General features: G+C 65.6%; 12 protein-coding genes. 4 read left to right on the top strand and 8 right to left on the bottom strand.

What is annotated here, in order from left to right:
- Nucleotide 1: 1 nt before the first annotated feature.
- The 3 genes from GJV37_RS24895 to GJV37_RS24885 form a co-directional block, all read right to left on the bottom strand.
- Nucleotides 2–1057, bottom strand: coding sequence for a putative 2-aminoethylphosphonate ABC transporter ATP-binding protein (locus GJV37_RS24895; RefSeq protein ID WP_193453035.1), 1056 nt, complete (start codon nt 1055–1057; stop codon nt 2–4).
- Between the two features lie 316 nt (nt 1058–1373).
- Nucleotides 1374–2558 (bottom strand): thiolase family protein, encoded by a 1185-nt coding sequence (locus GJV37_RS24890; protein ID WP_024764396.1) that lies wholly within the window; start codon nt 2556–2558, stop codon nt 1374–1376.
- Nucleotides 2559–2733: 175 nt separating this feature from the next.
- Nucleotides 2734–12036: a retention module-containing protein gene (locus GJV37_RS24885; RefSeq protein ID WP_193453034.1), complete on the bottom strand. Its 9303-nt coding sequence runs from the start codon at nt 12034–12036 to the stop codon at nt 2734–2736.
- A 549-nt stretch (nt 12037–12585) separates the two neighbouring features.
- Here GJV37_RS24885 and GJV37_RS24880 point away from each other — a divergent pair.
- From GJV37_RS24880 to GJV37_RS24870, 3 genes are all read left to right on the top strand, one after another.
- Nucleotides 12586–13875, top strand: coding sequence for a TolC family outer membrane protein (locus tag GJV37_RS24880; RefSeq protein WP_376784723.1), 1290 nt, complete (start codon nt 12586–12588; stop codon nt 13873–13875).
- A 177-nt stretch (nt 13876–14052) separates the two neighbouring features.
- Nucleotides 14053–16215 (top strand): type I secretion system permease/ATPase, encoded by a 2163-nt coding sequence (locus GJV37_RS24875; RefSeq protein ID WP_193453091.1) that lies wholly within the window; start codon nt 14053–14055, stop codon nt 16213–16215.
- 5 nt (nt 16216–16220) lie between these two features.
- Nucleotides 16221–17573: an HlyD family type I secretion periplasmic adaptor subunit gene (locus tag GJV37_RS24870; RefSeq protein WP_024765253.1), complete on the top strand. Its 1353-nt coding sequence runs from the start codon at nt 16221–16223 to the stop codon at nt 17571–17573.
- A 199-nt stretch (nt 17574–17772) separates the two neighbouring features.
- On the opposite strand, the gene soxR is transcribed toward GJV37_RS24870, so the two are convergent.
- Nucleotides 17773–18258 (bottom strand): redox-sensitive transcriptional activator SoxR, encoded by a 486-nt coding sequence (gene soxR, locus GJV37_RS24865; protein ID WP_024765254.1) that lies wholly within the window; start codon nt 18256–18258, stop codon nt 17773–17775.
- Between the two features lie 74 nt (nt 18259–18332).
- On the opposite strand from soxR, the gene GJV37_RS24860 reads away from it, so the two are divergent.
- Nucleotides 18333–18689 (top strand): hypothetical protein, encoded by a 357-nt coding sequence (locus GJV37_RS24860; RefSeq protein ID WP_024765255.1) that lies wholly within the window; start codon nt 18333–18335, stop codon nt 18687–18689.
- A 51-nt stretch (nt 18690–18740) separates the two neighbouring features.
- Here GJV37_RS24860 and GJV37_RS24855 read toward each other — a convergent pair whose 3' ends face one another.
- From GJV37_RS24855 to GJV37_RS24840, 4 genes are all read right to left on the bottom strand, one after another.
- On the bottom strand, nt 18741–19184 hold the full coding sequence (locus tag GJV37_RS24855; protein WP_193453033.1) for an acetyltransferase: 444 nt from the start codon (nt 19182–19184) through the stop codon (nt 18741–18743).
- Nucleotides 19185–19362: 178 nt separating this feature from the next.
- Entirely contained in the window at nt 19363–20973 is a 1611-nt protein-coding gene (locus GJV37_RS24850; protein ID WP_193453032.1) for an ABC-F family ATP-binding cassette domain-containing protein, read from the bottom strand.
- 363 nt (nt 20974–21336) lie between these two features.
- Nucleotides 21337–21930, bottom strand: coding sequence for a tRNA-uridine aminocarboxypropyltransferase (locus tag GJV37_RS24845; RefSeq protein ID WP_193453031.1), 594 nt, complete (start codon nt 21928–21930; stop codon nt 21337–21339).
- Nucleotides 21927–22823 carry a LysR family transcriptional regulator gene (locus tag GJV37_RS24840; protein WP_024765259.1) on the bottom strand — a complete coding sequence of 299 codons (897 nt, stop codon included), beginning with the start codon at nt 22821–22823 and terminating at the stop codon, nt 21927–21929. Before GJV37_RS24840 ends, GJV37_RS24845 begins: the two co-directional genes overlap by 4 nt.
- Between the last annotated feature and the right edge of the window lie 213 nt (nt 22824–23036).

Genomic DNA, 23036 nt, shown 5'->3' with positions numbered 1-23036 from the left:
TTCAGGCGAACACCTGCAGGCTGCGCGGCGGCAGTGACACCCAGATATCTGGAGTGCCCGGGCGCGGCATGTCCTCCGGCGCCAGCTCGGCGAGCAGCGCATGGCCCGGCAGTTGCTCCAGCTCGAAGCTCATGCGGCAGCGGTTGCCGAGGAAGGTGATCTCGCGGATCTGCGCGCGGAACAGGTTTTCCTGGTGCACCGCCGGGTTCACGCTGATCGCTTCCGGGCGGCAGAACAGCCGGCCCGAGGCGCTTTGCGCCTGGCTGTGCAGGCGCAGGTTGAGGCTGCCGACGCGGGCATGACCATCACTGCCGCGCTCGAAGGGCAGCCAGTTGCCCTGGCCGACGAACTCGGCGACGAAGGGCGTGCTCGGCGTGCTGTAGATTTCCTGGGCGGTGCCGTACTGCTCGATGCGCCCGTGGTTCATCACCGCGATGCGGTCGGCCATCAGCATGGCTTCGTCCTGGTTGTGGGTAACCATCACGGTGGTGATGCCCAGGCTCTTCTGCAGCTGGCGCAGCTCGCCGCACAGGTGTTCGCGGACACGGGCGTCGAGCGCCGACATCGGCTCGTCGAGCAGCAGCAGCGACGGACTCGGCGCCAGCGCGCGGGCCATGGCGACGCGTTGCTGCTGGCCGCCGGAGAGCTGGCCGGGGTACTTCTTCTCGCTGCCGGTCAGGCCGACCAGTTCGAGCATCTCGGCGACGCGGCGGCGGGCTTCTTCCTTGGCTGCATTGGTCAGGCCATAGGCAATGTTCTGTTCCACCGTGAGGTTGGGGAACAGCGCGTAGGACTGGAACAGGATGCCGTAGTCCCGCGCCTGCGGCGGCAGGTTCGACACGTCGCGCTCGCCCAGGTGCAGGCTGCCGTCATCCTGTTGCTCCAGGCCGGCGATGCAGCGCAGCAGCGTGGTCTTGCCGCAACCGGAGGGACCGAGCAGACAGACCAGCTCACCGGCCTTGACGTCCAGCGACACGCCGTCGAGAGCGACGAACTGGCCGAAACGCTTGCGGATGTGGCGCACGCTGAGCGGTGTGCCGGCGATGGAGGGATGCATGGCGGTACCTCGTTTTCTTGTGGTCCACGCTGCGGGTGCCGCGGCGTGAAGGAACGAGGTCCATGCTAGGGACGGATTGCGACGGCACTATTTCCAAAGGGCCAAGTGCGCCGATAGATCCATAGGCAGATTTTGGTATAGGGGCGAAAAAATTTTGGAAGTGGCGGCGTTGAACGGCTCGTCCTTCGTCCTGCAGGAGCAGACATGAAAAACCCCCGGCGTCGCCGCCGGGGGTTCTCCTGGGCCTCGTCCCGCTTGCGTGGAGCGGTCGCTGCCGATCAGCCAGCGGCGCAGGCCGCTGGCCGTCTTGCCTGGATCAGCGTACCGCCTCGAACAGGCCGGTGGCGCCCATGCCACCGCCCACGCACATGGTGACGATGCCGTAGCGCAGGTTGCGCCGCTGCAGTTCGCGCACCAGGTGGCCGACCTGGCGGGAGCCGGTCATGCCGAACGGGTGGCCGATGGAGATGGAGCCGCCGTTGACGTTGTACTTCTCGTTGTCGATGCCCAGGCGATCGCGGGCATACAGGCACTGGGAAGCGAAGGCTTCGTTGAGCTCCCAGAGGTCGATATCGGCGACCTGCAGGCCCTTGGCCTTGAGCAGTTTCGGTACCGAGAACACCGGGCCGATGCCCATCTCGTCCGGCTCGCAGCCGGCGACGGTGAAGCCACGGAAGAAGGCCTTGGGCTTGAGGCCCAGTTCCAGCGCCTTTTCCAGGGTCATGATCAGAGTCATCGAGGCGCCGTCGGAGAGTTGCGAGGCGTTGCCGGCGGTGACCGAGCCATCCTCGGCAAACACGGGCTTGAGGGAGTTCAGGCCCTCGAGGGTGGTTTCCGGGCGGTTGCAGTCGTCGCGATCCACCACGGCGTCGAGCACCTTCTTCTCGCCGGTGGCCTTGTCTTCCACCAGGTACTTCACGCTCATGGGCACGATTTCGTCATCGAACAGGCCTTCGGCCTGGGCCCGTGCGGTGCGCTGCTGGCTCTGCAGCGAGTACAGGTCCTGCGCTTCGCGGGTGACATTGTAGCGGCGGGCGACGATCTCGGCGGTCTGGCCCATGGGGTAGTAGATGCCGGGGAAGTCCGACTCCAGGCGCGGGTTGACGAAGTTGTCACGGTTCATCTTGCCCGCGGTCAGGCTGATGGACTCGACGCCGCCGGCCACCAGGATGTCGCTGCAGCCGGAGGCCACCTGGTTGGCGGCAATGGCGATGGCCTGCAGGCCCGAGGAGCAGTAGCGGTTGAGGGTCATGCCGGCGACGTGGGTGCCCAGGCGCGACAGCACCGCGGCATTGCGGCCGATGTTGTGGCCCTGGGCGCCTTCGTTGGAGCCGGCGCCGACCACGCAGTCGTCCACCAGCAACGGATCGAGGTTGTTGCGCGCCAGCAGCGCGTCGATGCAATGGGCGACCATGTCGTCCGGACGGGTCATGTTGAATTTGCCACGGAAGGACTTGGCCAGGCCGGTACGGACGCTGTCGACGATCACCACTTCGCGCATGGGAAACCTCGTTGCTTGTTGTTGGACTGAGGAAGGTGTGCGTGGAGCATAAGCGCCACTGACGGAGCACCGCGACGATCATTCACCAGCCGTATAGCCGTGCCCCCACCCTCGTTGGGCAGGCACGAACGAAACCGCCGCCCGGAGGCGGCGGTTTCGACCGGTATTGCGCCGGTCAGACGGTGTCGGTCTTGATCGCGTGGTCACCCAGCAGGCCGTTGAGCACGGTATGGGTATCTCCCGCCGAGAGCACGCCGCTGCCGGCGTGGCCCGCGTATTTGGCGGAGAGATCGACGTTGGCCAGGTCGATGGTCTGGGTCGCGGCGCCGCCACTGGTGGGGCTGACGGCGATGCTGGTGGTGCCCGAGTTGACCGAGAAGGACAGGTAGTGGGACAGCGAATCGGCGGTGGGCAACGCGCCCTGCAGCAGGTCGGCGAGGTTCAGCGAATCCCCTTCGGCGATGCTGAAGTCCTTGATCACGTCGTGCCCGGTATCGCCCGACTTCCAGATGAACTCGTCCGCGCCGGTACCGCCGTACATGATGTCGTCGCCGGGGCCACCGATCAGCTTGTCGTTGCCGCCCTGGCCGAACATCAGGTCATTGCCGGCGCCGCCCTCGAGGATGTCGTTGCCACCGCGGGTATCGCCGGCGACGTTGAACTGGTCCGCGTGCTGGACGATGTAGTTGGTGATCTGCGCGACCGTCGGCGCACTGCCGTTGGTGGCGGTCAGGTAGTCCACCAGCGCCTGGTAGCCCTGCCCGTTGTGCGACCCGGCGGCATGCCCGGCCCAGGCCAGCGAGTCGGTGTTGATGACATCGCCGAAGATGATGTCATTGCCCGAGCCACCGACCAGGTGGTCGTTGCCCACGGTGACCGGCGTGCTGGTGCTGAAGCCCTCCTGCAGCGCTGCCTGCAATTGCTCGGCGGTGTTGATGATCTGCGGCTCGCCGACGCTGGCGTTGATGGTCTTGCCATCCAGGGTGACCGAGCCGGTGCCCGTGGTGTCGGTGTTGTCGAAGAACTTCAGGTAGTTGCTGTTGATGCCGTTGCCGATACCGATGGCATTGACGTCCACCGCGTTGTCGCCCGTGAGCGCCCCGGCGTGGTGAAGCATGTCATTGCCCGACACCAGTGCATTGTTCATGTCGCCGTAGTTGGTGATGTTGCCCGAGCTGGAGTCGCTGTTGGAAACGGTCGGGTTGCCGTCGGTGAGGAAGAACGCCAGGTTGATGTAGCCATGGGCCGCATCGGCATGGTTGGTCGTCACCTGGGTGTTGAACCACTGCGAGGCCGCTTTCATCGCGTCATCGTAGTTGGTCGCACCGCTGGCACTCAGAGCGTTGATGGCGGCGATCAGCGCGGTCACGTTGGCGGCGCTCAGGCCATTGAAAGTGGTGACGTGGGAGTTGTCGCTGAACGACACCAGGCTCACGTTGATCACCCCGTCGTGTCCCTTGATGGTGTTGACCAGGTTGATCAGTGCGTTCTTCGCCAGGGCCATGCGCGACATGTTGCTGCCCGACGGGTCGGCCATGCTGCCGGAGGTATCGACGATCAGCGAGATGTTGTAGTTCTTGCCCGGCTGGGTGTAGACCGAGACCCCGCCGGCATCGCCGATCAGCACGTCGTTGCCGCCGCTGCCGTTGATCTGCCCGGCCTTGTCCGCATCCAGCGGGCTGGGGACGGTGTGCAGGACGGTCGAGCCATCCACGTCGCCGCTGTTGCTGCCCACCACCAGGATCGGCTGGCCGTACTTCAGGCAGATGTTGAGGTTGGCCGACGCAGTGTCGCCGTCGCCATCGACGATGGTGTACTTGAAGACCTCGCTGATCTGCCCGCTTTCCGGGAACGCCACGCCGGCCTTGGAGGCGTAGCTGTAGTCGCCGGCCTGGTGGCCGGTCACGTCCTTGAGGTAGACGGTGAGCGTGCCGTTGGCCGTCTGGATGGTCAGCAGGCCGCTGCTGGCGTTGTAGCTGCCGGTCGCGGTGGTGGCGTTGGGGTTCTCGTTGGTGAGGTTGCCCGCGGCATCCACCGCGAACTTCTCGCCGCCGAACTCGACCTGGGTGATGCGCACGGTGCCATCGGCGCTGACCGGCAGGTCGTTGGCCAGCAGGTTGCCGCTCACCGAGTCGATGGTCACCAGGTTCTGCAGGGTGGCCGTCAGGTCGCTGGGCTTGGTGACGATGATCGGATCGCCAGTGTTGGTCACGCCCTTGAGGTCGACATCGGTGATCGAGGCTCCCAGACCGACGGCGTAGGCATCCACATGGTTGGTGGCGTCATTGCCGTCGCCGTCCGGGTTGGCCAGGAAGGCCTTCCACTGGGTGATTGCCGAGTTGGTGTTGCCGGTGGTCGGCTCGCCATCGGAGATGAAGTACACCCGGTTGATCGCCGCCGGATCATGGCCGCTGACGGTGATGTCGGAGGTGACATTGGTCCTGGCCAGGTCCAGGGCAGCCTGGTAGTTGGTCTCGCCGTCGGCGCTGAGGCCATTGATCTTGTTCACCAGCGCCGTGTACTGCGCGTCGGAAGTGCCGGTGAAGTTGAAGTCGCCCAGGTCCTTGGCAGTGGCCGCGAAGCTCAGCAGCGATACATGGATGGCAATCCCCATGGCCGCATACTGCTGCACCAGGTTGACCAGGGCCGCCTTGGCGTTGGTCAGCTTGTCGCCAGCCATGCTGCCGGAAACGTCGACCACCAGGGTCAGGTTCACCGCTGGCGGCGCCTGCTGCACCAGGCAGCGCGGCGAGTCGTCCACCGCGGTCGGGCCGTCATCGAGGAAGCTGAGCTTGCTGCCCAGGTCGATGCTCGCTGATTTCGTGTCGCCGTCACCGTCGGTCACGGTGGCGACCAGGCCGATCTTGCCGCTGGCCAGGCTCAGCGGATCGTTCGGGTCGCTGGCGTTGGGATGCTTGAGCGCCAGTTGCTGGTCGAGCTTGACCACGCCGGTGCCGCTGTCGAGCGTCAGGGTGAAGGCGGTCGCGCCACTGGCAGTGCCGACGTGGCCTTCCACCACGGTGGCGCTGACCTTGACCAGCACGATGTTCTGCCCGTCGGTGGTCTGCAGGCCGCTCTGGGTGCCCGTGGTCGCGCTCAGGCTGTAAGTCGTGCTGCCGCCGTCAGCGCCGGCATTGGCGGTGAAGGCCGTGCTGAAGTTGGCGGTGGCATCGACGTTCAGGTGCGTTTCATCGACGGTCAGGGTCGGCGCCGCAGCGGCATTGGCGGTGATGCTCGGGCCGTCGTCATGGAAGCTGAGCTTGCTGCCCAGGTCCAGGCTGGCGGACTTCGAATCGCCATCGCCATCGGTGATGGTGGCGGTCAGGCTGATCTTGCCGTCGGCGATGCTCAGCGCATCATCGGGGTTGCTGGCGTCGGCATGCTTGAGCGCCATCTGCTGGTCGAGGGTCACGCTGCCGTTGTTCAGCGTCAGCGTGAAGGCAACGGCGCCGTTGGCTCCGCCCACTCGACCGACGACACCATTGCCCTCGTTGTACAGGTAGATCTTGTCGCCGCTGGTGACGCGCAGGCCGCTGTCGCTGCCATCCTGCGCCGCGACCACCTTGTACACCAGCGAGCCCGCACCGTCGGCGCCATAGCTGCTGGTGAACAGACTGGTGATGTTGGCGCTGGCGTCGATACCCAGGTTGGTCTCGTCCACCACCAGAGCCGGTGCACCTTGCGCACTGGCAGTGATGCTCGGGCCGTCGTCATGGAAGCTCAGCTGGCTGCCCAGTTCGACACTGGCGCTGTGGGAGTCGCCATCGCCATCGGTGATGGTGGCCGTCAGGCTGATCTTGCCGCTGGCGATGCTCAGCGGGTCATCCGGGTTATTGCCATCGGGATGCTTGAGCGCCAGTTGCTGGTCGAGAGTGACAGTGCCGTTGTTCACCGTCAGCGTGAAGGCGACCGCCCCACTCTGCCCGCCGACCCGGCCGACCACGCCATTGCCTTCGTTGTACAGGTAGATCTTGTCGCCATTGGTGACGCGCAGGCCGCTGTCGCTGCCATCCTGCGCCGCGACCACCTTGTACACCAGCGAACCCGCGCCATCGGCGCCGTAGTGGCTGGTGAACAGGCTGCTGACGCTGGCGCTGGCATTGGCGCCCAGGTTGCTCTCGTCCACCACCAGGGCAGGGCCATCGGCCTGGTTGGCCACGATGCTCGGCCCGTCGTCGTGGAACACCAGCTTGCTGCCCAGATCGATGGAGGCGCTGTCGCTGTCGCCATCCTTGTCGGTGATGGTGGCGGTCAGGGTGATCTTGCCGCTGGCGATGCTCAGGGCTTCATCGTCGTTGTGGGCATCGGGATGGATGAAGGCGACACGCTGGTCCAGCGTGAGCGCACCGCCATCGGGACGCACCACGAAGGCGATGGCGCCAGTGCCCTCGACCTTGCCCACCACGCCGTTGCCGTCGTTGAACAGCAGGATGCGCGCGCCGCCGGCGGTTTCGCGCAGGCCGCTGTCGGTGCCGTCCACGGTGCTGACCTTGTACGTGACCGACCCGGCGCCGTCAGCGCCGAAGCTGGCGGTGAACAGTTCCGACACCAGCGGCGCTTCGACCCGCGCGTCACTGGCGAGGTTGCTTTCGTCCACTTCCAGGCGGATGTCGGCATCGGTGCACGGCTGGATGCTGGGACCATCGTCGAGGAAGGTCAGCTTGCCGCCCAGGTCGATGCTGGCCGATGCATGATCGCCGTCGCCATCGGTGATGGTCGCGGTGAGGGTGATCTTGTCGGCGCCGATGCTCAGCGGATCATTGGCATCGGTGGTCACCGGGTGTACCAGCGCCCGTTGCTGGTCGAGGGTAATCACCCCGTTGTGCTGGTTCACGCTGAAGGCCACCAGGTTGGTGCCCTCCACGCGCCCTTCGACACCATTGGCGGTGTTGTAGAGGAAGATCTTCCCGCCCGTGGCGGTGTCCTTCAGGCCGCTGTCGGTGCCGTCGGTGGTGGTGACCTTGTAGGTGATGCCGCCGGCGCCATCGGCGCCGAAGTGGCCGGTGAACAGTGCCGCGACATCATCCGCCGAAGCCTGCGCGTCGACACCCAGTTTGGTCTCGTCCACGGTCAGCTTGATATCGGCGTCGGTGCACGGCTCGATGCGCGGACCGTCGTCGTAGAACACCATCTTGCTGCCCAGGTCGACATGGGCCGAAGCCTTGTCGCCGTCACCATCGGTGATGGTGGCGGTCAGGGTGATCTTGCCGCTTTCCAGGCGCAGCGGATCATCGGCGTCGTTGGTGTCCGGATGCTTGAGCGCCAGGCGCTGGTCGAGCATGAGCGCGCCCTGGTCTTCGCTGACCACGAAGGCGATCGCGCCGCTGCCCTGGACCTTGCCGACCACGGTGCCGTCGACGTTGTACAGCAGGATGGATTCGCCCTGGGTGGTCTTCAGGCCACTGTCGGTGCCATCCACCGTGCTGACCTTGTAGGTGATGCTGCCCGCACCGTCGGCGCCGAAGTGCGTCTCGAACAGCAGCGAGACCAGGCTGGACTCGACGCGGGCGTCGTTGGAAAGGTCGGACTCGTCCACTTCCAGGCTGATGTCGTAGATGCTCGACGGGGCAATGCTCGGGCCGTCGTCGAGGAAGGTCAGCTTGCTGCCCAGGTCGACATGGGCACTGGCACTGTCGCCGTCCTTGTCGGTGATGGTCGCTGTCAGGGTGACCTGGCCGCTGAGGTTGAGCGCATCGTTGGCGTCACTGGTATTGGGGTGTGCCAGGGCGCGCAACTGCTCCAGGGTGACCTTGCCGTCGCCGTCGATGGACACGCGGAAGGCTACGGTATTGGTGCCCTCCAGGCGCCCCTCGATGCCGTTGGCGGTGTTGTAGAGGAACACCCGGCTACCGGTCGCGGTGTCCTTCAGACCGGTATCGGTGTTGTCGGCCCCGGCCAGCTTATAGGTGATCTCACCGGCGCCGTCCGCACCGAAATGGGTGGTGAACAGATCGGCGACCGAAGCGCTGCTGGTGTCCGGCACGCCCAGGTGGGTTTCGTCCACGCTGAGCTTGATGTCGGCGTCTTCGCACGGCGTGATGCTCGGGCCGTCGTCGAGGAAGGTCAGCTTGCCGCTCAGGTCGATGTGGGCCTGGGCACTGTCGCCGTCCTTGTCGGTGATGGTCGCCGTCAGGGTGACGCTGTTCGCGTCGAGGCTGACGCCATCGTTCGCGTCGCTGGTGTTCGGATGAACCACCGCGCGTACCTGGTCCAGCGTGACCTTGCCGTCCGCGCCAAGGGTTACGCGGAAGGCCACGTCGGCACTGCTGCCGACCCGCCCTTCCACGCCATTGGCGGTGTTGTAAAGGAATATCTTCTCGCCCGTGGCGGTATCGGTCAGGCCGCTGTCCTTGCCGTCCTCAGTCGTCAGCTTGTAGGTGATAGCGCCTGCGCCGTCAGCGCCGAAATGGGAGGTGAACAGGTCGGACACGGTGATCGAGCTGGTGTCGTTCACGCCCAGGTGGGTTTCGTCCACGGTCAGCTTGATATCGGCGTCCTGGCACGGCGTGATGCTCGGGCCGTCGTCGAGGAAGGTCAGTTTGCCGCTCAGGTCGATGTGGGCCTGGGCACTGTCGCCGTCCTTGTCGGTGATGGTCGCCGTCAGGGTGACGCTGTTCGCGTCGAGGCTGACGCCATCGTTCGCATCGCTGGTGTTCGGGTGAACCACCGCGCGCACCTGGTCCAGCGTGACCTTGCCGTCCGCGCCAAGGGTCACGCGGAAGGCCACGTCGGCACTGCTGCCGACCCGCCCTTCCACGCCATTGGCGGTGTTGTAAAGGAAGATCTTCTCGCCCGTGGCGGTATCGGTCAGGCCGCTGTCCTTGCCGTCCTCGGTCGTCAGCTTGTAGGTGATAGCGCCTGCGCCGTCAGCGCCGAAGTGGGAGGTGAACAGGTCGGACACGGTGATCGAGCTGGTGTCGCTCACGCCCAGGTGGGTTTCGTCCACAGTGAGCTTGATATCGGCGTCCTGGCACGGCGTGATGCTCGGGCCGTCGTCGAGGAAGGTCAGTTTGCCCCCCAGGTCGATCTGCGCGGTGGCGCTGTCGCCATCCTTGTCGGTGATGGTGGCGGTCAGGGCGATCTTGCCGGCCAGGGTCAGCGCATCGTTGGGATCGCTGGCATCGGGATGGGCCAGGGCCCGCAGTTGCTCCAGGGTAACCTTGCCGTCACCGTCGATGGTGACGCGGAAGGCCACGGTGCTGGTGCCTTCAAGGCGCCCTTCCACACCATTGGCGGTGTTGTAGAGGAAGATCCGCTCACCGGTGGCGGTGTCTTTCAGGCCGCTATCGGTGTTGTCCGCGGCTTCGAGCTTGTAGCTGATGGAGCCGGCGCCGTCCGCACCGAACTGGCCGTTGAACAGGTCGGCGACGGAGTTGCTGGTGGCGGCCTGCCCGAGTTGGGTCTCGTCCACGGTGAGGTGGATATCGCCACCTTCCACCGGCGCGATGCGCGGGCCATCGTCGAGGAAGGTGAGCTTGCTGCCCAGATCGAGACTGGCGCTCTGATGGTCGCCGTCGGCGTCGGTCACGGTGGCAGACAGGCTGATCTTGCCGGCGCCCAGGCTCAGCGGGTCGTTGGCATCGGCAGCGTCCGGGTGCACCAGCGCACGCACCTGGTCGAGGGTGATCTTGCCGTCGCTACCCAGGGTCACTCGGAAGGCGACCGCCCCGTCGGCACCGCCCACACGTCCTTCGACGCCGTTGGCGGTGTTGAACAGGAAGATCTTGTCGCCGGTGGCGGTGTCTTTCAGCCCGCTGTCGGTATTGTCGGTCGTACCGATCCTGTAGGTGATGGTGCCGGCGCCGTCAGCGCCGAACTGGGCGTTGAACAGATCACCCACCGCCATGCTGCTGGTGGCGTCCTGGCCGAGGTTGGTCTCGTCCACGGTCAGATGCAGGCCTTCGGTATTGCCCACGGCGACGGTCGGGCCGTCATCGGTGAAGCTCACCCGGCCGCCGAGGTCGATGGAGCTGCTGGAGGAAACGCTGTCGCCGTCGCGGTCGGTGACCGTCAGGTTGCCCTGTAGTTGCACCAGGCCGGAATCGAGCACTGCGGTCTGGCTGGCATAACCGCTTTCACTGCCCGGCAGGGCATGGTCGATGGCACTGTACTGCGTCAGGGTAACCACGCCGCTGCCATTCACCGACAGCGAGAACACGGTGTTCTCGCCGGTAATGCCGGCGGCGCTGGCGGAGGTGGAGGCGACGATGGCGCCGCCGACGCTGTACAGGTAGATAGTGGCGCCGCCGCTGGTCAGGCCCGAGTTGGCGCCGTTGGCGCCGACCAGGTTCAGGCTGTAGGTCAGTTGGGTACTGCCGGCGCCGTCGCCGCCATAGTTGGCGGTCACCTGGAAGGCCGAGCTGTAGTCGGCGGTGGACGTGTCGAAGGCCGCACCAGCAGTGTTGGCGTCGTGGGTCTGCAGCAGCACGTCCACGCCATTGTCGGCGGACAGGCCGGCCTGCGGTGCATCGTCGACGATGCCCACGGTCAGGCTTCCGTTGGCCGGGGTGCCGTTGCCATCGGTGATGGTGTAGGGAATCTCGAAGGTCAGGGTGTCTTCGCTGCCCTTGACCGGATGATCCACCGGCTGCAGCAAGGTCACTTCGAAGGCGCCGGTATTGATATCGGTGAGGGTCACGGTGAACACCGGCGTGCCGTTGGCGCTACCGGTCAGTACATGGCCGTCGGGGCTGACGCTGTAGGTGATGGCGACACCGCCTGAGGTCAGGCTGGGCAGCCCTGCAGTGCCCCACGAGAAGCTGCCGACGCCATCGCTGCCGAAGTTGTAGCCGAGGCTGCCGGTGAAGGTCGCGCCTTCGCCTGCACCATCGGGAATTCCGCCGGGCAGGCCGGCCTCGAATACGTTGGCGGTACCAGGGCCGTTGGGGCCAGCGCTCGGCTGGCCATCCGGCGGCAGGACCTCCGGCGGCGTAACGGCCTCGGCGCGCGGCTGCGGAACGCCGTCGAACTCGCGCAGGGGCAGTGGCCCGGAGCCGATCGGCCCGGTGGGGAAGCCAATGGTCGGGTCGATATGCCCGCCGACTTCGGTCAGCAGAACAAAGGAGTGCCCGCCACCGGGTTTGCCATTGGCGGCGTTGCCCGCCTGGGGACCTGCGGCAGTGGCTTCGGCCTGCTGGGTCGGGTCGGCGCCCGCGGCGATGGCGGCCTGCAGGGCCTTGACGTCGGCAGTGTCTTTCGCGCTCGGCGGCGCAGGCTGTTGTGCTACCTGCTCGTCACCGTTCTGCGCCTGGTGCGCAGCAGCGAGCATCTGCGAGGTCAGCGGCAAGGCGCTGTCGCGGCCCAGGGTGATCTCGCCGCCGCCAGCGACTTTCAATGCCACCGCGCCATTGGCGCCGGTGACCAGCTGCTCGCCTACGAAAACCTTGTCTCCCTGCTCCAAAGGACGACGCGATCCATCGGCGGCTACCGCAAACACTTCGCCGATTACCTTGCTGACGACACCCATCAAAGTAGCCATGAGTCCTTCCTCCACTGCACTGTCCGCGGCCGGTTCCACCGACACGCAAGTAACCTGAACAGGCCATGGCACGCTTGTATCCGGATGCCGCTACGAAAGCTGCGAAGGGTGCGAAAAGGACTGGTAGCGTTTGCGTATCAAAAAGCCAGCGACAATTTTCTGTCATGCTGGCCACGCGTTTTATTGTCCTTCTGCGGTGGTCCCCGCCCTAACTGCTACAAACCGTACCTGGCTTCGTTTGCAAGCGCCTTTCCCGCCCATACCCAGGAAATACGAGGGCTTGCACGTTCAAACAATGTGCGGTTTTTCACATGACTCATAAGATTTTTTCAGAATAACCCATGTGAAAAATTCTTCTGAGGTTTTCGAAAAGTTGTTCTTAGCTCTGATGTTACAGGCGTGAAACGCTTGATAAGAGAAAAAAGCCAATAAATTGGCGATCCAAGAGCATCGAAGTACGAGAACACCAGGAGCAAAGCCATGCGCAGTCGTAACGCGGCACTATGGAGCGGTGTATTTTTGGCGGTGTCAGGGGCCCATGGGCAGGCAATGACCCTGACTGAAGCTATACAAAGCACGCTGCAGTACCACCCGGAAATCAGTCAGAGCGTGAACAGTCGCCTGACTGCGGATGAAGAACTCAAGTTTGCAAGGGGAGGCTATCTGCCAACCGTCGATCTCGTGGCCGGATACGGCCGGGAGAACACCGACAGCCCGACCACTCGCGCGGCGGGCAATCACAACGATGAAACCCTGACCCGTGGTGATGCGGAAATCCGTCTGCGGCAAATGCTGTTCGACGGTTTCGGCACGCCCAACGAGGTCAAGCGCAACGAATCCAACGTCAACTCCAAGGCCTTCCGCATCCTCGGCACCTCCGAGACCGCCGCCCTGCGCACCGTCGAGGTCTACCTCGAAGTGCTCAAGCGTCGCGAAATGGTGACCCTGGCGAAGAACAACCTGCAGGCCCACGAACGCATCGGCGATCAGATTCGCCTGCGCAGCGAGCGAGGCGTCGGCAGTACCGCGGACAACGACCAGGCCATCGCGCGTCTGGCCCTGGCGCAGAACAACCTCTACACCGAGGAAGTGAACCTGGCCGACGCCGAGGCGAATTTCTACAGCGCCACCGGCAAGATGCCCGACCAGCTGGAAATGCCCACCACGATCAAGGCCGAAGTGCCGCCGGACCTGCTGAGCGCCCGCCAAAACATGCTCAGCGACAACCCGCTGCTGAAATCGGCGCAGGCCGACGTCAATGCCGCCGAATCCCAGTACGAGGCGGCCAAGGCGCCCTTCTATCCGCGCTTCGACGCGGAGCTGGCCAAGGCGGCCAACAACAACGTCGACGGCGACGAAGGCCACTACAACAGCTGGGAAGCCCAGGTAGTGATGCGCTACAACCTGTTCAACGGGATGCGCGACAAGGCTCACCTGAATGCCACCTCGCACCAGATCGGCGAGGCCCAGGACATCCGCAACAACGCGCTGCGGCTGCTCAACGAGAACCTCTCGCTGGCCTGGGACGCGATGGAAAACTCGCGCAAGCAGACCCAGCCGGCCCGTGAATACGCCGACTACACCCGCAAGGTGCGCGAGGCGTACCAGCAACAGTTCACTCTCGGCCAGCGCACCCTGCTCGACCTGCTGGACAGCGAGAACGAACTGTTCACCGCCAACCGCCGCTACACCGAAGTGCGCTACACCGAGGAGTACTCGATGTACCGCGTGCTGGGCAGCATGGGTTCGCTGCTGCGCTCCCAGCATGTGGTAGCGCCCCACGAGTCGGTGGCGCTGTCGGACGTGAAGAACGAGGCACGCCTGCCTGACCTGAAATAAGAAAGTCGCACACATTCGCCGCCTCCCCCACGCTGCCCAGCCTTGGGGAGGCGGCCGTGAAGCGATACGACGGGGCACGGAAAAACCGGCGTCCGGCGAGGGCCGGCGAGCACCTGCAAGTGCTCGCCGGCTGCTGCTGGCGTGGGCTGGCCCGGCCCGGGAGGAAGTAGCGTGACCATGATCATCCAGGAGCGCGGCGCACCCGCGCCGGGCGATCCGCGCCTGAGCCATGACGATCCCCTGCTCGACGGACTGCTGATTCTCTGCCGCCTGCACGGTTGCGCGGTGAGTCGCAACAGCCTCGCCGCCGGACTGCCGCTGCCCAACCAGCGCCTGTCCGCCAGCCTGCTGCCGCGCGCCGCCGCGCGTGCCGGGCTGCAGGGGCGACTGCTGCGCCGCGAGCTGAAGAGCATTTCCAGCCTGAACCTGCCGGTGCTGCTGCTGCTCAACGACGGCCGCAGCGCGGTGTTGCGCCAATGGCGCGACGACGGCCAGGCACTGATCCTGCCCTGCGAAACCGAAGGCGGCGAGCAGGCCGTGAGCGCCGAGGAACTGGCCGCCCAGTACAGTGGCCAGGCCCTCTTCGCCCGCCCGCGCCACGAACTGGAGGCCGCCCGCAAACCGCTGGTGCCGCGGGTCGAAGCCTGGTTCCGCGACACCCTGCGGCTCTCGCGCTGGCTTTATACCGATGCCCTGGTCGCCAGCCTGCTGATCAACCTGCTGGGCATGCTGGTGCCGCTGTTCGTCATGCAGACCTACGACCGCGTGGTGCCCAACCAGGCGATCTCGACCCTCTGGGTACTGGCGGCCGGCCTGCTGCTGGGAACGATGTTCGAACTGCTGCTGCGCGTGCTGCGCTCCAACCTGCTGGACATGGCCGGCAAGAAGACCGACGTGGTGCTGTCCGCCACCCTGTTCGAACGCATCACCGGCATGTCGCTCAAGGCCAAGCCCGAGACCATCGGCGGCTTCGCCCAGAGCATCCATGACTTCCAGGGCCTGCGCGAATTCCTCACCGCGCTGGCCCTCACGAGCCTGATCGACCTGCCCTTCTCGATCCTGATGATCCTGGTCATCGGCCTGCTCGGCGGCTGGCTGATCGCGATTCCACTGCTGGCCTTCCCGCTCACCATCGTCTTCGCCCTGATCATCCAGAGCCGCCTGCGCGACACGGTGCAGAAGAGCCTGACCCTGGGCGCCGAACGCCAGGCGCTGCTGATCGAAACCCTCGGCGGCCTGGAAACCCTCAAGGCCTGCGGCGCCGAGAGCGAGCGCCAGTACCGCTGGGAAGCCACCCATGGCGCGCTGGCGCGGCTGGACAACCACGCGCGCTTCCTTTCCGCCCTGGCCACCAACGGCACCCTGTTCCTCCAGCAGTTCGCCGGCATGGCGATGATCTGCGCCGGGGTCTACAGCATCCTCGACGGCAACCTCAGCGTCGGCGCCCTGGTCGCCAGCTACATGCTCAACAGCCGCGTACTCGCCCCGCTGGGGCAGATCGCCGGGCTGATCACCCGTTACCAGCAGGCGCGCCTGACCATGAAGAGCACCGACGCGCTGATGGAACTGCCCCAGGAACGCCAGGCCCGCCAGCGCCCGCTGGAGCGCACCCAGTTGCACGGCGCACTGGAGGTCCGCCAACTGAGCTTCAGTTATCCGGAGCAGACCAGCCCGGCGCTGAACCACGTCAGCCTGCGCCTGGCCCCCGGCGAGAAGATCGGCATCATCGGCAAGAGCGGCTCGGGCAAGAGCACCTTCGGCCGCCTGCTGATGGGCTTCTATCACCCGGACGAAGGACAGATCCTGCTGGACGGCCTGGACCTGCGCCAGCTCGACGTCTCCGATCTGCGCCAGCAGATCGGCTACGTCGCCCATGACCTGCCGTTGCTCGCCGGCAGCCTGCGCGACAACCTGACCCTGGGCGCGCGCTACGTCAGCGACGCGCGGATGCTCGAAGTGGCCGAACTGACCGGCGTCAGCGAACTGGCCCGGCAACACCCGGCCGGCTTCGACCGGCCGGTGGGCGAGCGCGGCCAGCTGCTCTCCGGCGGCCAGCGCCAGGCGGTGCTGATGGCCCGCGCGCTGCTGCTCGACCCGCCGATCCTGCTGCTCGACGAGCCCACCAGCGCCATGGACAACAGCAGCGAGGAGATCCTCCGCAAGCGCCTGCACGAGGCCTGCCGCGACAAGACCCTGCTGCTGGTCACCCACCGCACCTCGATGCTCAGCCTGGTCGACCGCCTGCTGGTGCTCGACAGTGGCCGCATCGTCGCAGACGGCCCGAAAGACGCGGTCATCGAAGCATTGCGCAAGGGCCACGTCGGCCCGGCAGCGGGGTAATGGCCATGCACTTTTCGCAATCGATCCGCGGCTACCTGGGCGGCAACGGCGCCCGCGACACCGAATTCATGCCCGAGGTGCAGGGCACCCTGCTGGAAGACTCGCCCAACGCCACGCGCATCACGCTCTGGGCAGCACTTGGGCTGCTGGTGGCGGCCATCACCTGGGCGTACTTCGCCGACATCGAGGAAGTCACCAAGGGCGAAGGCAAGGCCATCCCCTCCTCCAAGGTGCAGACCATCCAGAACCTGGAGGGCGGCATCGTCTCGGAAATCTTCGTCCGCGAAGGCCAGGTGGTGAACAAGGGCCAGCCGCTGCTGCGCCTGGACGACACGCGCTTCTCCTCCAACAAGGGCGAGTCCGAGGCCGACCGCAACTCGCTGGAAGCCCGCGTGGAGCGCCTGAAAGCGGAAGCGGACGGGCGTGCGCCGGACTTCACCGACGACCTGAAGAAAGCCGCGCCGCAGGTCGTGGAGGACCAGATGGCGCTCTACCAGACTCGCATGCAGCGGCAGAACAGCGAGCTGAACATTCTTCAGGAACAACTGCGGCAGAAGACCCAGGAATTGCAGGAGTTCCGCGCCAAGACGCAGCAATACCGCTCCAGCCTCGGCCTGGTGCAGCAGGAGATCAACATGTCCGAGCCGCTGGTGAAGGCCGGTGCGGTCTCCCCCGTCGAGCTGCTGCGCCTGCGCCGCAGCGCGGTGGAGATCAGCGGCGACCTCAACGCCACCAACCTCGCCATCCCCCGCGCCGAGGCGGCGGTGAACGAGATCCAGCGCAAGGTCGAGGAATCGAAGCTGGGCTTTCGCAGCGATGCGCTGAAGGAACTCAACGACGTTCGCACCGACCTCAACAAGCTCACCGCCACCAGCCGCGCCATCGACGACAAGGTCAACCGCACGCTGGTGGTCGCGCCCCTGCGCGGCATCGTCAAGCAGCTCAAGGTCAACACCATCGGCGGCGTGGTGCAGCCGGGCAACGACATGGTGGAAATCGTCCCGCTGGAGGACAACCTGCTGGTGGAAGCGCGGGTGCGCCCGCAGGACATCGCCTTCCTCCACCCCGGCCAGCCGGCCACGGTGAAGTTCACCGCCTACGACTACACCATCTACGGCGGGCTCAAGGCCAAGCTGGAAATGATCAGCGCCGACACCATCACCGACGACAAGGGCAACAGCTTCTACCTGATCCAGGTGCGCACCGACAAGAACCACCTGGGCACCGACGCCAAGCCCCTGCTGATCATCCCCGGCATGGTGGCGACGGTGGACATCATCACCGGCGAGAAGAGCGTGCTGGATTACATCTTGAAGCCGGTGTTGAAGGCGCGGTGGGAGGCACTGCGGGAGCGGTGAGTTTTTGGGTCGGGCTTCGCAGCAGGGGTTTGCCCTCTCCCCAGCCCTCTCCCTGAAGGGAGAGGGAGCTATACGAGCGAGCTTTTACACTGGCGCTTCATTCATACAATCGCGTCCGGCCAGCTCAAAAACTCCCCTCACTCGGGACAGTCCCCTCTCCCTTCAGGGAGAGGGTTAGGGAGAGGGGCTCTTCAGCTCTTCAGCTCTTCAGCTCTTCAGCCTCACTGCCCCCCTCTCGCCAATGCGCCCCCGGCCCCTCCTCTGCCAACTTGTCCCCCGGATTGCGCAGCGGGCAGGCCTCCATCGACAAACAGCCACAACCGATGCAGCCGTCGAGTTGATCGCGCAGCAGCAATAACTTCTCGATCCGCTCGTTCAGGTCCTCCCGCCAGCGCGCCGACAATCGCGCCCAGTCCGCTGCCGACGGGTTGTGCCCGGTCGGCAGCGAGCCCAGTGCGTCGGCGATCTCCCCCAGGGGAATCCCTACCCGCTGCGCCACCTTGATCACCGCCACCCGGCGCAACGTGTCGCGCGAGTAGCGGCGCTGGTTGCCCGCGTTGCGAGTGCTGCTGATCAGCCCCCTGGTCTCGTAGAAGTGCAGCGCCGAGACGGCCACGCCGGCGCGCTTGGCCAGTTCGCCGACACTCAGGTCGCGGTGCAGGGAGCAGGAAGAAGATTCTTTCATGGGCTATTGACCTCAAGTTATGTTGAGGTTTTACCCTCGCCTGGCATTCGGTTCAAGACAGGGAGCCCAGGAACATGACTCAACCCAGCCCGATCACCGCCCAGGCCTGCGTGGACAATCCGCACTTCGTGCTGCAGATCGAGATCGACGTGACACCCCAGCAACGCCCGCACATCGCCGCGCGCCTGTGCGATTACCTGGCGCATCTGCAGGAGCTGTTCTACCGGCGCCCCGGCTACCTCGCCAGCGAGCTGCATGCCGAAGGCCAACCGCAGCGGCTGGTCGGCCGCCTGCACTGGCGCCGCAAGGAAGACTGGGAAGCCGCCTGGGACTGCCGTAGCACGGCCAGCGACCTGTTCGCCGACAGCCTGCTCAGGCTCGGCGCGCGAAGCATCCGCTTCGGCAGCAGCGAGACCGAGCACACAGCGTAACCCCCGGCTTTTTGTAGGACCGAGGGGAACGCCTACAGGTTCTGCCTGCGCTTACTGACTGGCCGGCAGGCTCATATGCAGCAAGGGGAACGGCCGACCTTCGCCATCCAGCGGTGAGCGCCCGGTCTGGACGAAGCCGTAGTGCAGATAGAACCCCACCGCTTGAGGATTCTGTTCATTGACGTCGACACCCAGCGTACCGCGCGTTTCGCGCACGAAATCCAGCAGCGCGCGGCCAAGGCCCCGCCCCCGGCAATCCGGGTCGATGAAAAGCATTTCCACATGGTTGTCGTTGAGGCCGATGAAGCCCTGAGGGCAGTCGTCGGTATCGACCGCCACCCAGACCTCGACGGCGGGCAGGTAGACATCGCGAACCAGCGGCAGGAGCGCGTCGATGTCGGAGGGTTGCAGGAAGTCGTGGGTCGCGCGCACGGCGCCCAGCCAGATATCGAGCAGCCGCGGGTTGTCCGCAGCGATGCGTTGGCGAATGAGCATGAATTCATCCTGATTCAACAGATCACAAAGGGATAGCACGCCACGAGCGGTGACGGCCGTTGGAGCGTCGGCAGCATGAATGCCCGCTTCGCGAATCAACGCCTGGGCGGGTCACGGCAGAGGCAGCCGGAAAGAGAGGGACGCCGATCCTAACTGCCTCGCGCCGACCGGTAAAGGTTCAGCCTGCGCGCCAATGCCAGCCGTCTCGCGCGCACTCCAGGCGGCCCTCCAGCGCCAGCCGGGCAAGAAACGCTTCATCGTGGGATACCACCAGCAAGGCACCCCGGTATTGCCGCAACAGCTCTTCCAGGGCCTCGCGGGATGGCAGGTCGAGGTGATTTTCCGGCTCGTCCAGAAGCAGCAGCTGCGCCGGCTGCTCGGCGTAGATCTCGCAGGCCAGCGCCGCCTTCAGGCGCTCGCCGCCGCTGAGCAGCGCACTGGGCAGATCGACCCGCGCGGCCGGCAGGTCGAGTTGCGCCAGGCGTGTGCGCAGCACGGACTTGTCCACAGCCCGGTTGCGCTCCAGCAACAGCTCCAGCACCGACCGCTCCGGCGACAACGCCGCCAGATGCTGGTCCAGGTAGGCGCTGCGCACCTTCACATCGCAAAGCCCGGCGACAGGTTCGACGATGCCGGCCAGCACCTTGAGCAAGGTCGACTTGCCGCTGCCATTGCACCCGGTCACCGCCAGGCGGCGCGGCCCGTTCAGTTGCAGGTCCAGCGGAGCGGGATTGCCGAAAGGCAGGCGCAACCCGGCCAGTTGCAGTACCGCGCGCTGCTCGGGCAACTCACACGCCGGCGCATTCAATGCGACGGCGGCGTCATCACGCAGTTGGCCGAACGCGTCCCGCACGTCCTGCGCCAACTGTTCGCGGCGTTCGCCATGCTGCGTGGCCAGGCGCGCAATGCTGGTCTGGCTGCGCTCCTTCTGCCGATCCACCAGGATCTTCGCCTGGTTGGCCTCCTGCGCATCCCTGCGTCCCTTCGCCTGACGGTGCGCCTGGCGCTCGCGCTGCTCCTGCATCGCGCGCTGCTGGCGGTCCCGCTCCTGCTTGCGCCGCTGCAGTTCGCGCAGCGCATTGTCCTGCTCCTGCTGGCGCGCCTCCCGATAAAAGGCATAGCCACCGGAGTAACTGCGCAGCCCGGCGGAAGACAGTTCGACGATGCGCTGCATGTCATCCAGCAGCAGGCGATCGTGGCTGATCAGGATCAGGCCGCCGCGCCAGCGCTGAAGCTGCTCGCGCAGCGCCTCGCGGCCGGCGCGATCCAGGTGGTTGCTCGGTTCGTCGAGGAGCAGCCATTCCGCCTCGCTCAGCCAGGCGCCGAGCAGCGCCACGCGCATGCACTCGCCGCCGCTCAGGCGGACAGCGGGCGTATCGACGGTCAAATGCCCCAATCCTGCCGCCGACAGCATCGCCTCCAGCTGCGCGCGGATGTCCCAGCGCCCGTCCAGCAACTCGAAGTCGGCGGGGTCGACGGCGCCGGCCTCGACCCGCGCCAGCGCATCCAGCAATGGCTGCACGCCGGCAAGCTCCGCCACGCTGCGAAACGCCTGCGGCTCGATGTGTTGGGGCAGGTAATGCACGAGCCCGGAGGCCAGGCAGCGCCCGGCGCTGGGCGCCAGGACTCCCGCCATGATCCGCGCCAGCACGGACTTGCCCGCACCATTGCGCCCGACCAGCGCGGTACGGCGCTCGTCGAAGGTTTCGTTGAGGTCGCGAAACAGCGGTTCGCCCGTGGGCAATTGAAACGTGACGCCATGCAGCGCCAGGGAGACAGGGTTCGTCATACGCAAATCCATCGGATGCCGGGTAACCCCCAGGAACGGAACCTGGGACGGAAACAGGCCGTGAAACCACGGCGGCATCAATGGCGCATCGGACGAACACCTCGCGAAGGGGAATGAGGGGCGCAGTATACGCGCGTCCCCGCGCTCCTGCTCCTGTAGGAGCAACAGTCTTCTCTGGATAGCCCGTCTCTGCGTCTTCCCCCTCCCCCCAACCCTGGCTGCGCGCCCCGCTCCTCAGGGAGAGGGGGCAGTCCGAGCCGACTGACGCGAAGGTTTCATCCTGCACCGAACGGTCCCCTCTCCCCTTGGGAGAGGGCTAGGGTGAGGGATGGCCCAAGCGCAGAGGTATCTCGTAGGAGCGGATCAGCAGCGCGTCCCGTGGTTGCGCCGGAAGGTCTCCTCCCCCATGGCGGCAATCTGCCCTTCGATCAGCGCATCGAACGGACGCAGCAGGTCGGCGTGGGATTGCGGTGCGTCCAGCGCATCGAGGGCATGCACCACGGCTTCGATGGTGGACAGAGCCCCTTCGGCCGGCGCCTTGCGCAGGCGGTAGCGCGAGGTGAGACCTTCCGGCAGCACAACGCGCGGCAGCGCGGCGAGGTTCGGATTGAGGTGCAGCAGCTTGCGCGCCTTGCGCCAGGTGCCATCGGGCACCACCAGCAGGCGCGGTTTATCCACAGGCCGAGCAGCCAGTTCGCCCAGCACCAGGGCGGACTCGCCGGGAAACAGCAACCAGGCATCCCAGGCGGACAGGTCCAGGCCGCTGAAATCCTCACCGACCATCAATTCGGCATTGATCAACCCAAGAGCTGCCAGCCGCGCGGTATTCAGCGCATGGCCGGCCTCGCTCGGATGCTGCAACAACAGGACGCGGGTGCGGTTATCCACACGGGGAATCAGCGCACACAGGCAATGATCCAGCGGGCGCTGGCAGCGCGGGCAACGGGCGCGGCTCATGACTGGCTCGGCTGGGTGCGCAGCAGGTCGCGGAAGTTCTGGATCAGCGGCTCGCGGGAACGGCCGCGGCGCAGGATCAGCGAGAACGGTGCCTGGTAGCCGAAGGTCGCCGGCAGCAACGCACGCAGGCGGCCCTGCTCCACCCAGGGGTGGGCGTAGTGTTCGGGCAGGTAGCCGATATAGCCGCCGGAGAGAATCAGGATCAGCTGCGCCTCCATACTCTCCACGGTGCCGGCGCTGTGCTTGAAGCCGTGCCGCGCCAGCTCCGCCTGGCTCCAGTAGCCACGTCCGACCATGCGCTGCTGGGTGATCAGCTCGGCGGGAATGCGCCGTCCGTCGAACAGCGGGTGGCGGTCGCTGCAGTACAGCCAGTGCTGCTCTCTATAAAGAGGCTGGTAGACCAGGCCGTTCATCCGGCTGAAGAAGGAGCCGATGGCCAGGTCCAGGCGGTTGTCCAGCACCGCCAGCTGCAACTCGTAGGGGCTCTGCACCTGCAGGTGCAGGTGCACCGCCGGGTGCAGGCTGCTGAAGGAACCGATCACATCCGCCAGCGGCAGCGCCGGGTCGCTCACGGTGGAATCCAGCACGCCGAGGTTCAGGGTGCCGCGCAGCTCGCCTTTCAAGGTCGCGGCATAGCGCTCGAAGCCTTCCAGCTCGCCGAGGATGCGCAGGGTTTCCTGATGGAACAGCTCGCCCTTGCTGGTCAGGCCGAAGCCGCCGCGACCACGGTGGCAGAGCACGATGCCCAACTGGTTCTCCAACTGGCTCATGTAGGTGCTGATCGCCGAGGTCGACAGGTTCAACTCCTGCTGGGCGGCGGCGAAGCCCTGGCTACGCACCACGCAGGCGAAAATCCGCAGCAGTTTGACGTCGGGCAATGCGCTCGCGCTCATGAAGACTCCGCAAAACCGCGGCCGGGCCGCTCTAGTTCAGTAGTTTCTATACCTGAAAAACGGATGATAGCAAGCCACCTATCTATTCAGGAACCGCAGGCCACAAGCCCGGCGAGCCGCCTGCTGCGGCAAGGTGGCGCAGTTTAGCGACCGTTATTAGTTTAGAAAACTCTGAAGTGATTATTTGTAGCCAGCGATTTTTTCCACTACCCG

The sequence above is a fragment of the Pseudomonas nitroreducens genome, assembly GCF_010994165.1.
In the GTDB taxonomy this organism is placed as follows: Bacteria; Pseudomonadota; Gammaproteobacteria; order Pseudomonadales; family Pseudomonadaceae; genus Pseudomonas; species Pseudomonas nitroreducens.
This window is presented reverse-complemented; position numbering and strand designations above follow the sequence as displayed.

What these genes read in the sequence shown, in the direction of transcription:
- soxR (WP_024765254.1), bottom strand. Translation starts at nt 18,258, where the DNA reads ATGAAAGAATCTTCTTCCTGCTCCCTGCACCGCGACCTGAGTGTCGGC.
- GJV37_RS24885 (WP_193453034.1), bottom strand. Translation starts at nt 12,036, where the DNA reads ATGGCTACTTTGATGGGTGTCGTCAGCAAGGTAATCGGCGAAGTGTTT.
- GJV37_RS24880 (WP_376784723.1), top strand. Translation starts at nt 12,586, where the DNA reads ATGACCCTGACTGAAGCTATACAAAGCACGCTGCAGTACCACCCGGAA.
- GJV37_RS24845 (WP_193453031.1), bottom strand. Translation starts at nt 21,930, where the DNA reads ATGAGCCGCGCCCGTTGCCCGCGCTGCCAGCGCCCGCTGGATCATTGC.
- GJV37_RS24895 (WP_193453035.1), bottom strand. Translation starts at nt 1,057, where the DNA reads ATGCATCCCTCCATCGCCGGCACACCGCTCAGCGTGCGCCACATCCGC.
- GJV37_RS24850 (WP_193453032.1), bottom strand. Translation starts at nt 20,973, where the DNA reads ATGACGAACCCTGTCTCCCTGGCGCTGCATGGCGTCACGTTTCAATTG.
- GJV37_RS24870 (WP_024765253.1), top strand. Translation starts at nt 16,221, where the DNA reads ATGCACTTTTCGCAATCGATCCGCGGCTACCTGGGCGGCAACGGCGCC.
- GJV37_RS24875 (WP_193453091.1), top strand. Translation starts at nt 14,053, where the DNA reads ATGATCATCCAGGAGCGCGGCGCACCCGCGCCGGGCGATCCGCGCCTG.
- GJV37_RS24855 (WP_193453033.1), bottom strand. Translation starts at nt 19,184, where the DNA reads ATGCTCATTCGCCAACGCATCGCTGCGGACAACCCGCGGCTGCTCGAT.
- GJV37_RS24890 (WP_024764396.1), bottom strand. Translation starts at nt 2,558, where the DNA reads ATGCGCGAAGTGGTGATCGTCGACAGCGTCCGTACCGGCCTGGCCAAG.
- GJV37_RS24840 (WP_024765259.1), bottom strand. Translation starts at nt 22,823, where the DNA reads ATGAGCGCGAGCGCATTGCCCGACGTCAAACTGCTGCGGATTTTCGCC.
- GJV37_RS24860 (WP_024765255.1), top strand. Translation starts at nt 18,333, where the DNA reads ATGACTCAACCCAGCCCGATCACCGCCCAGGCCTGCGTGGACAATCCG.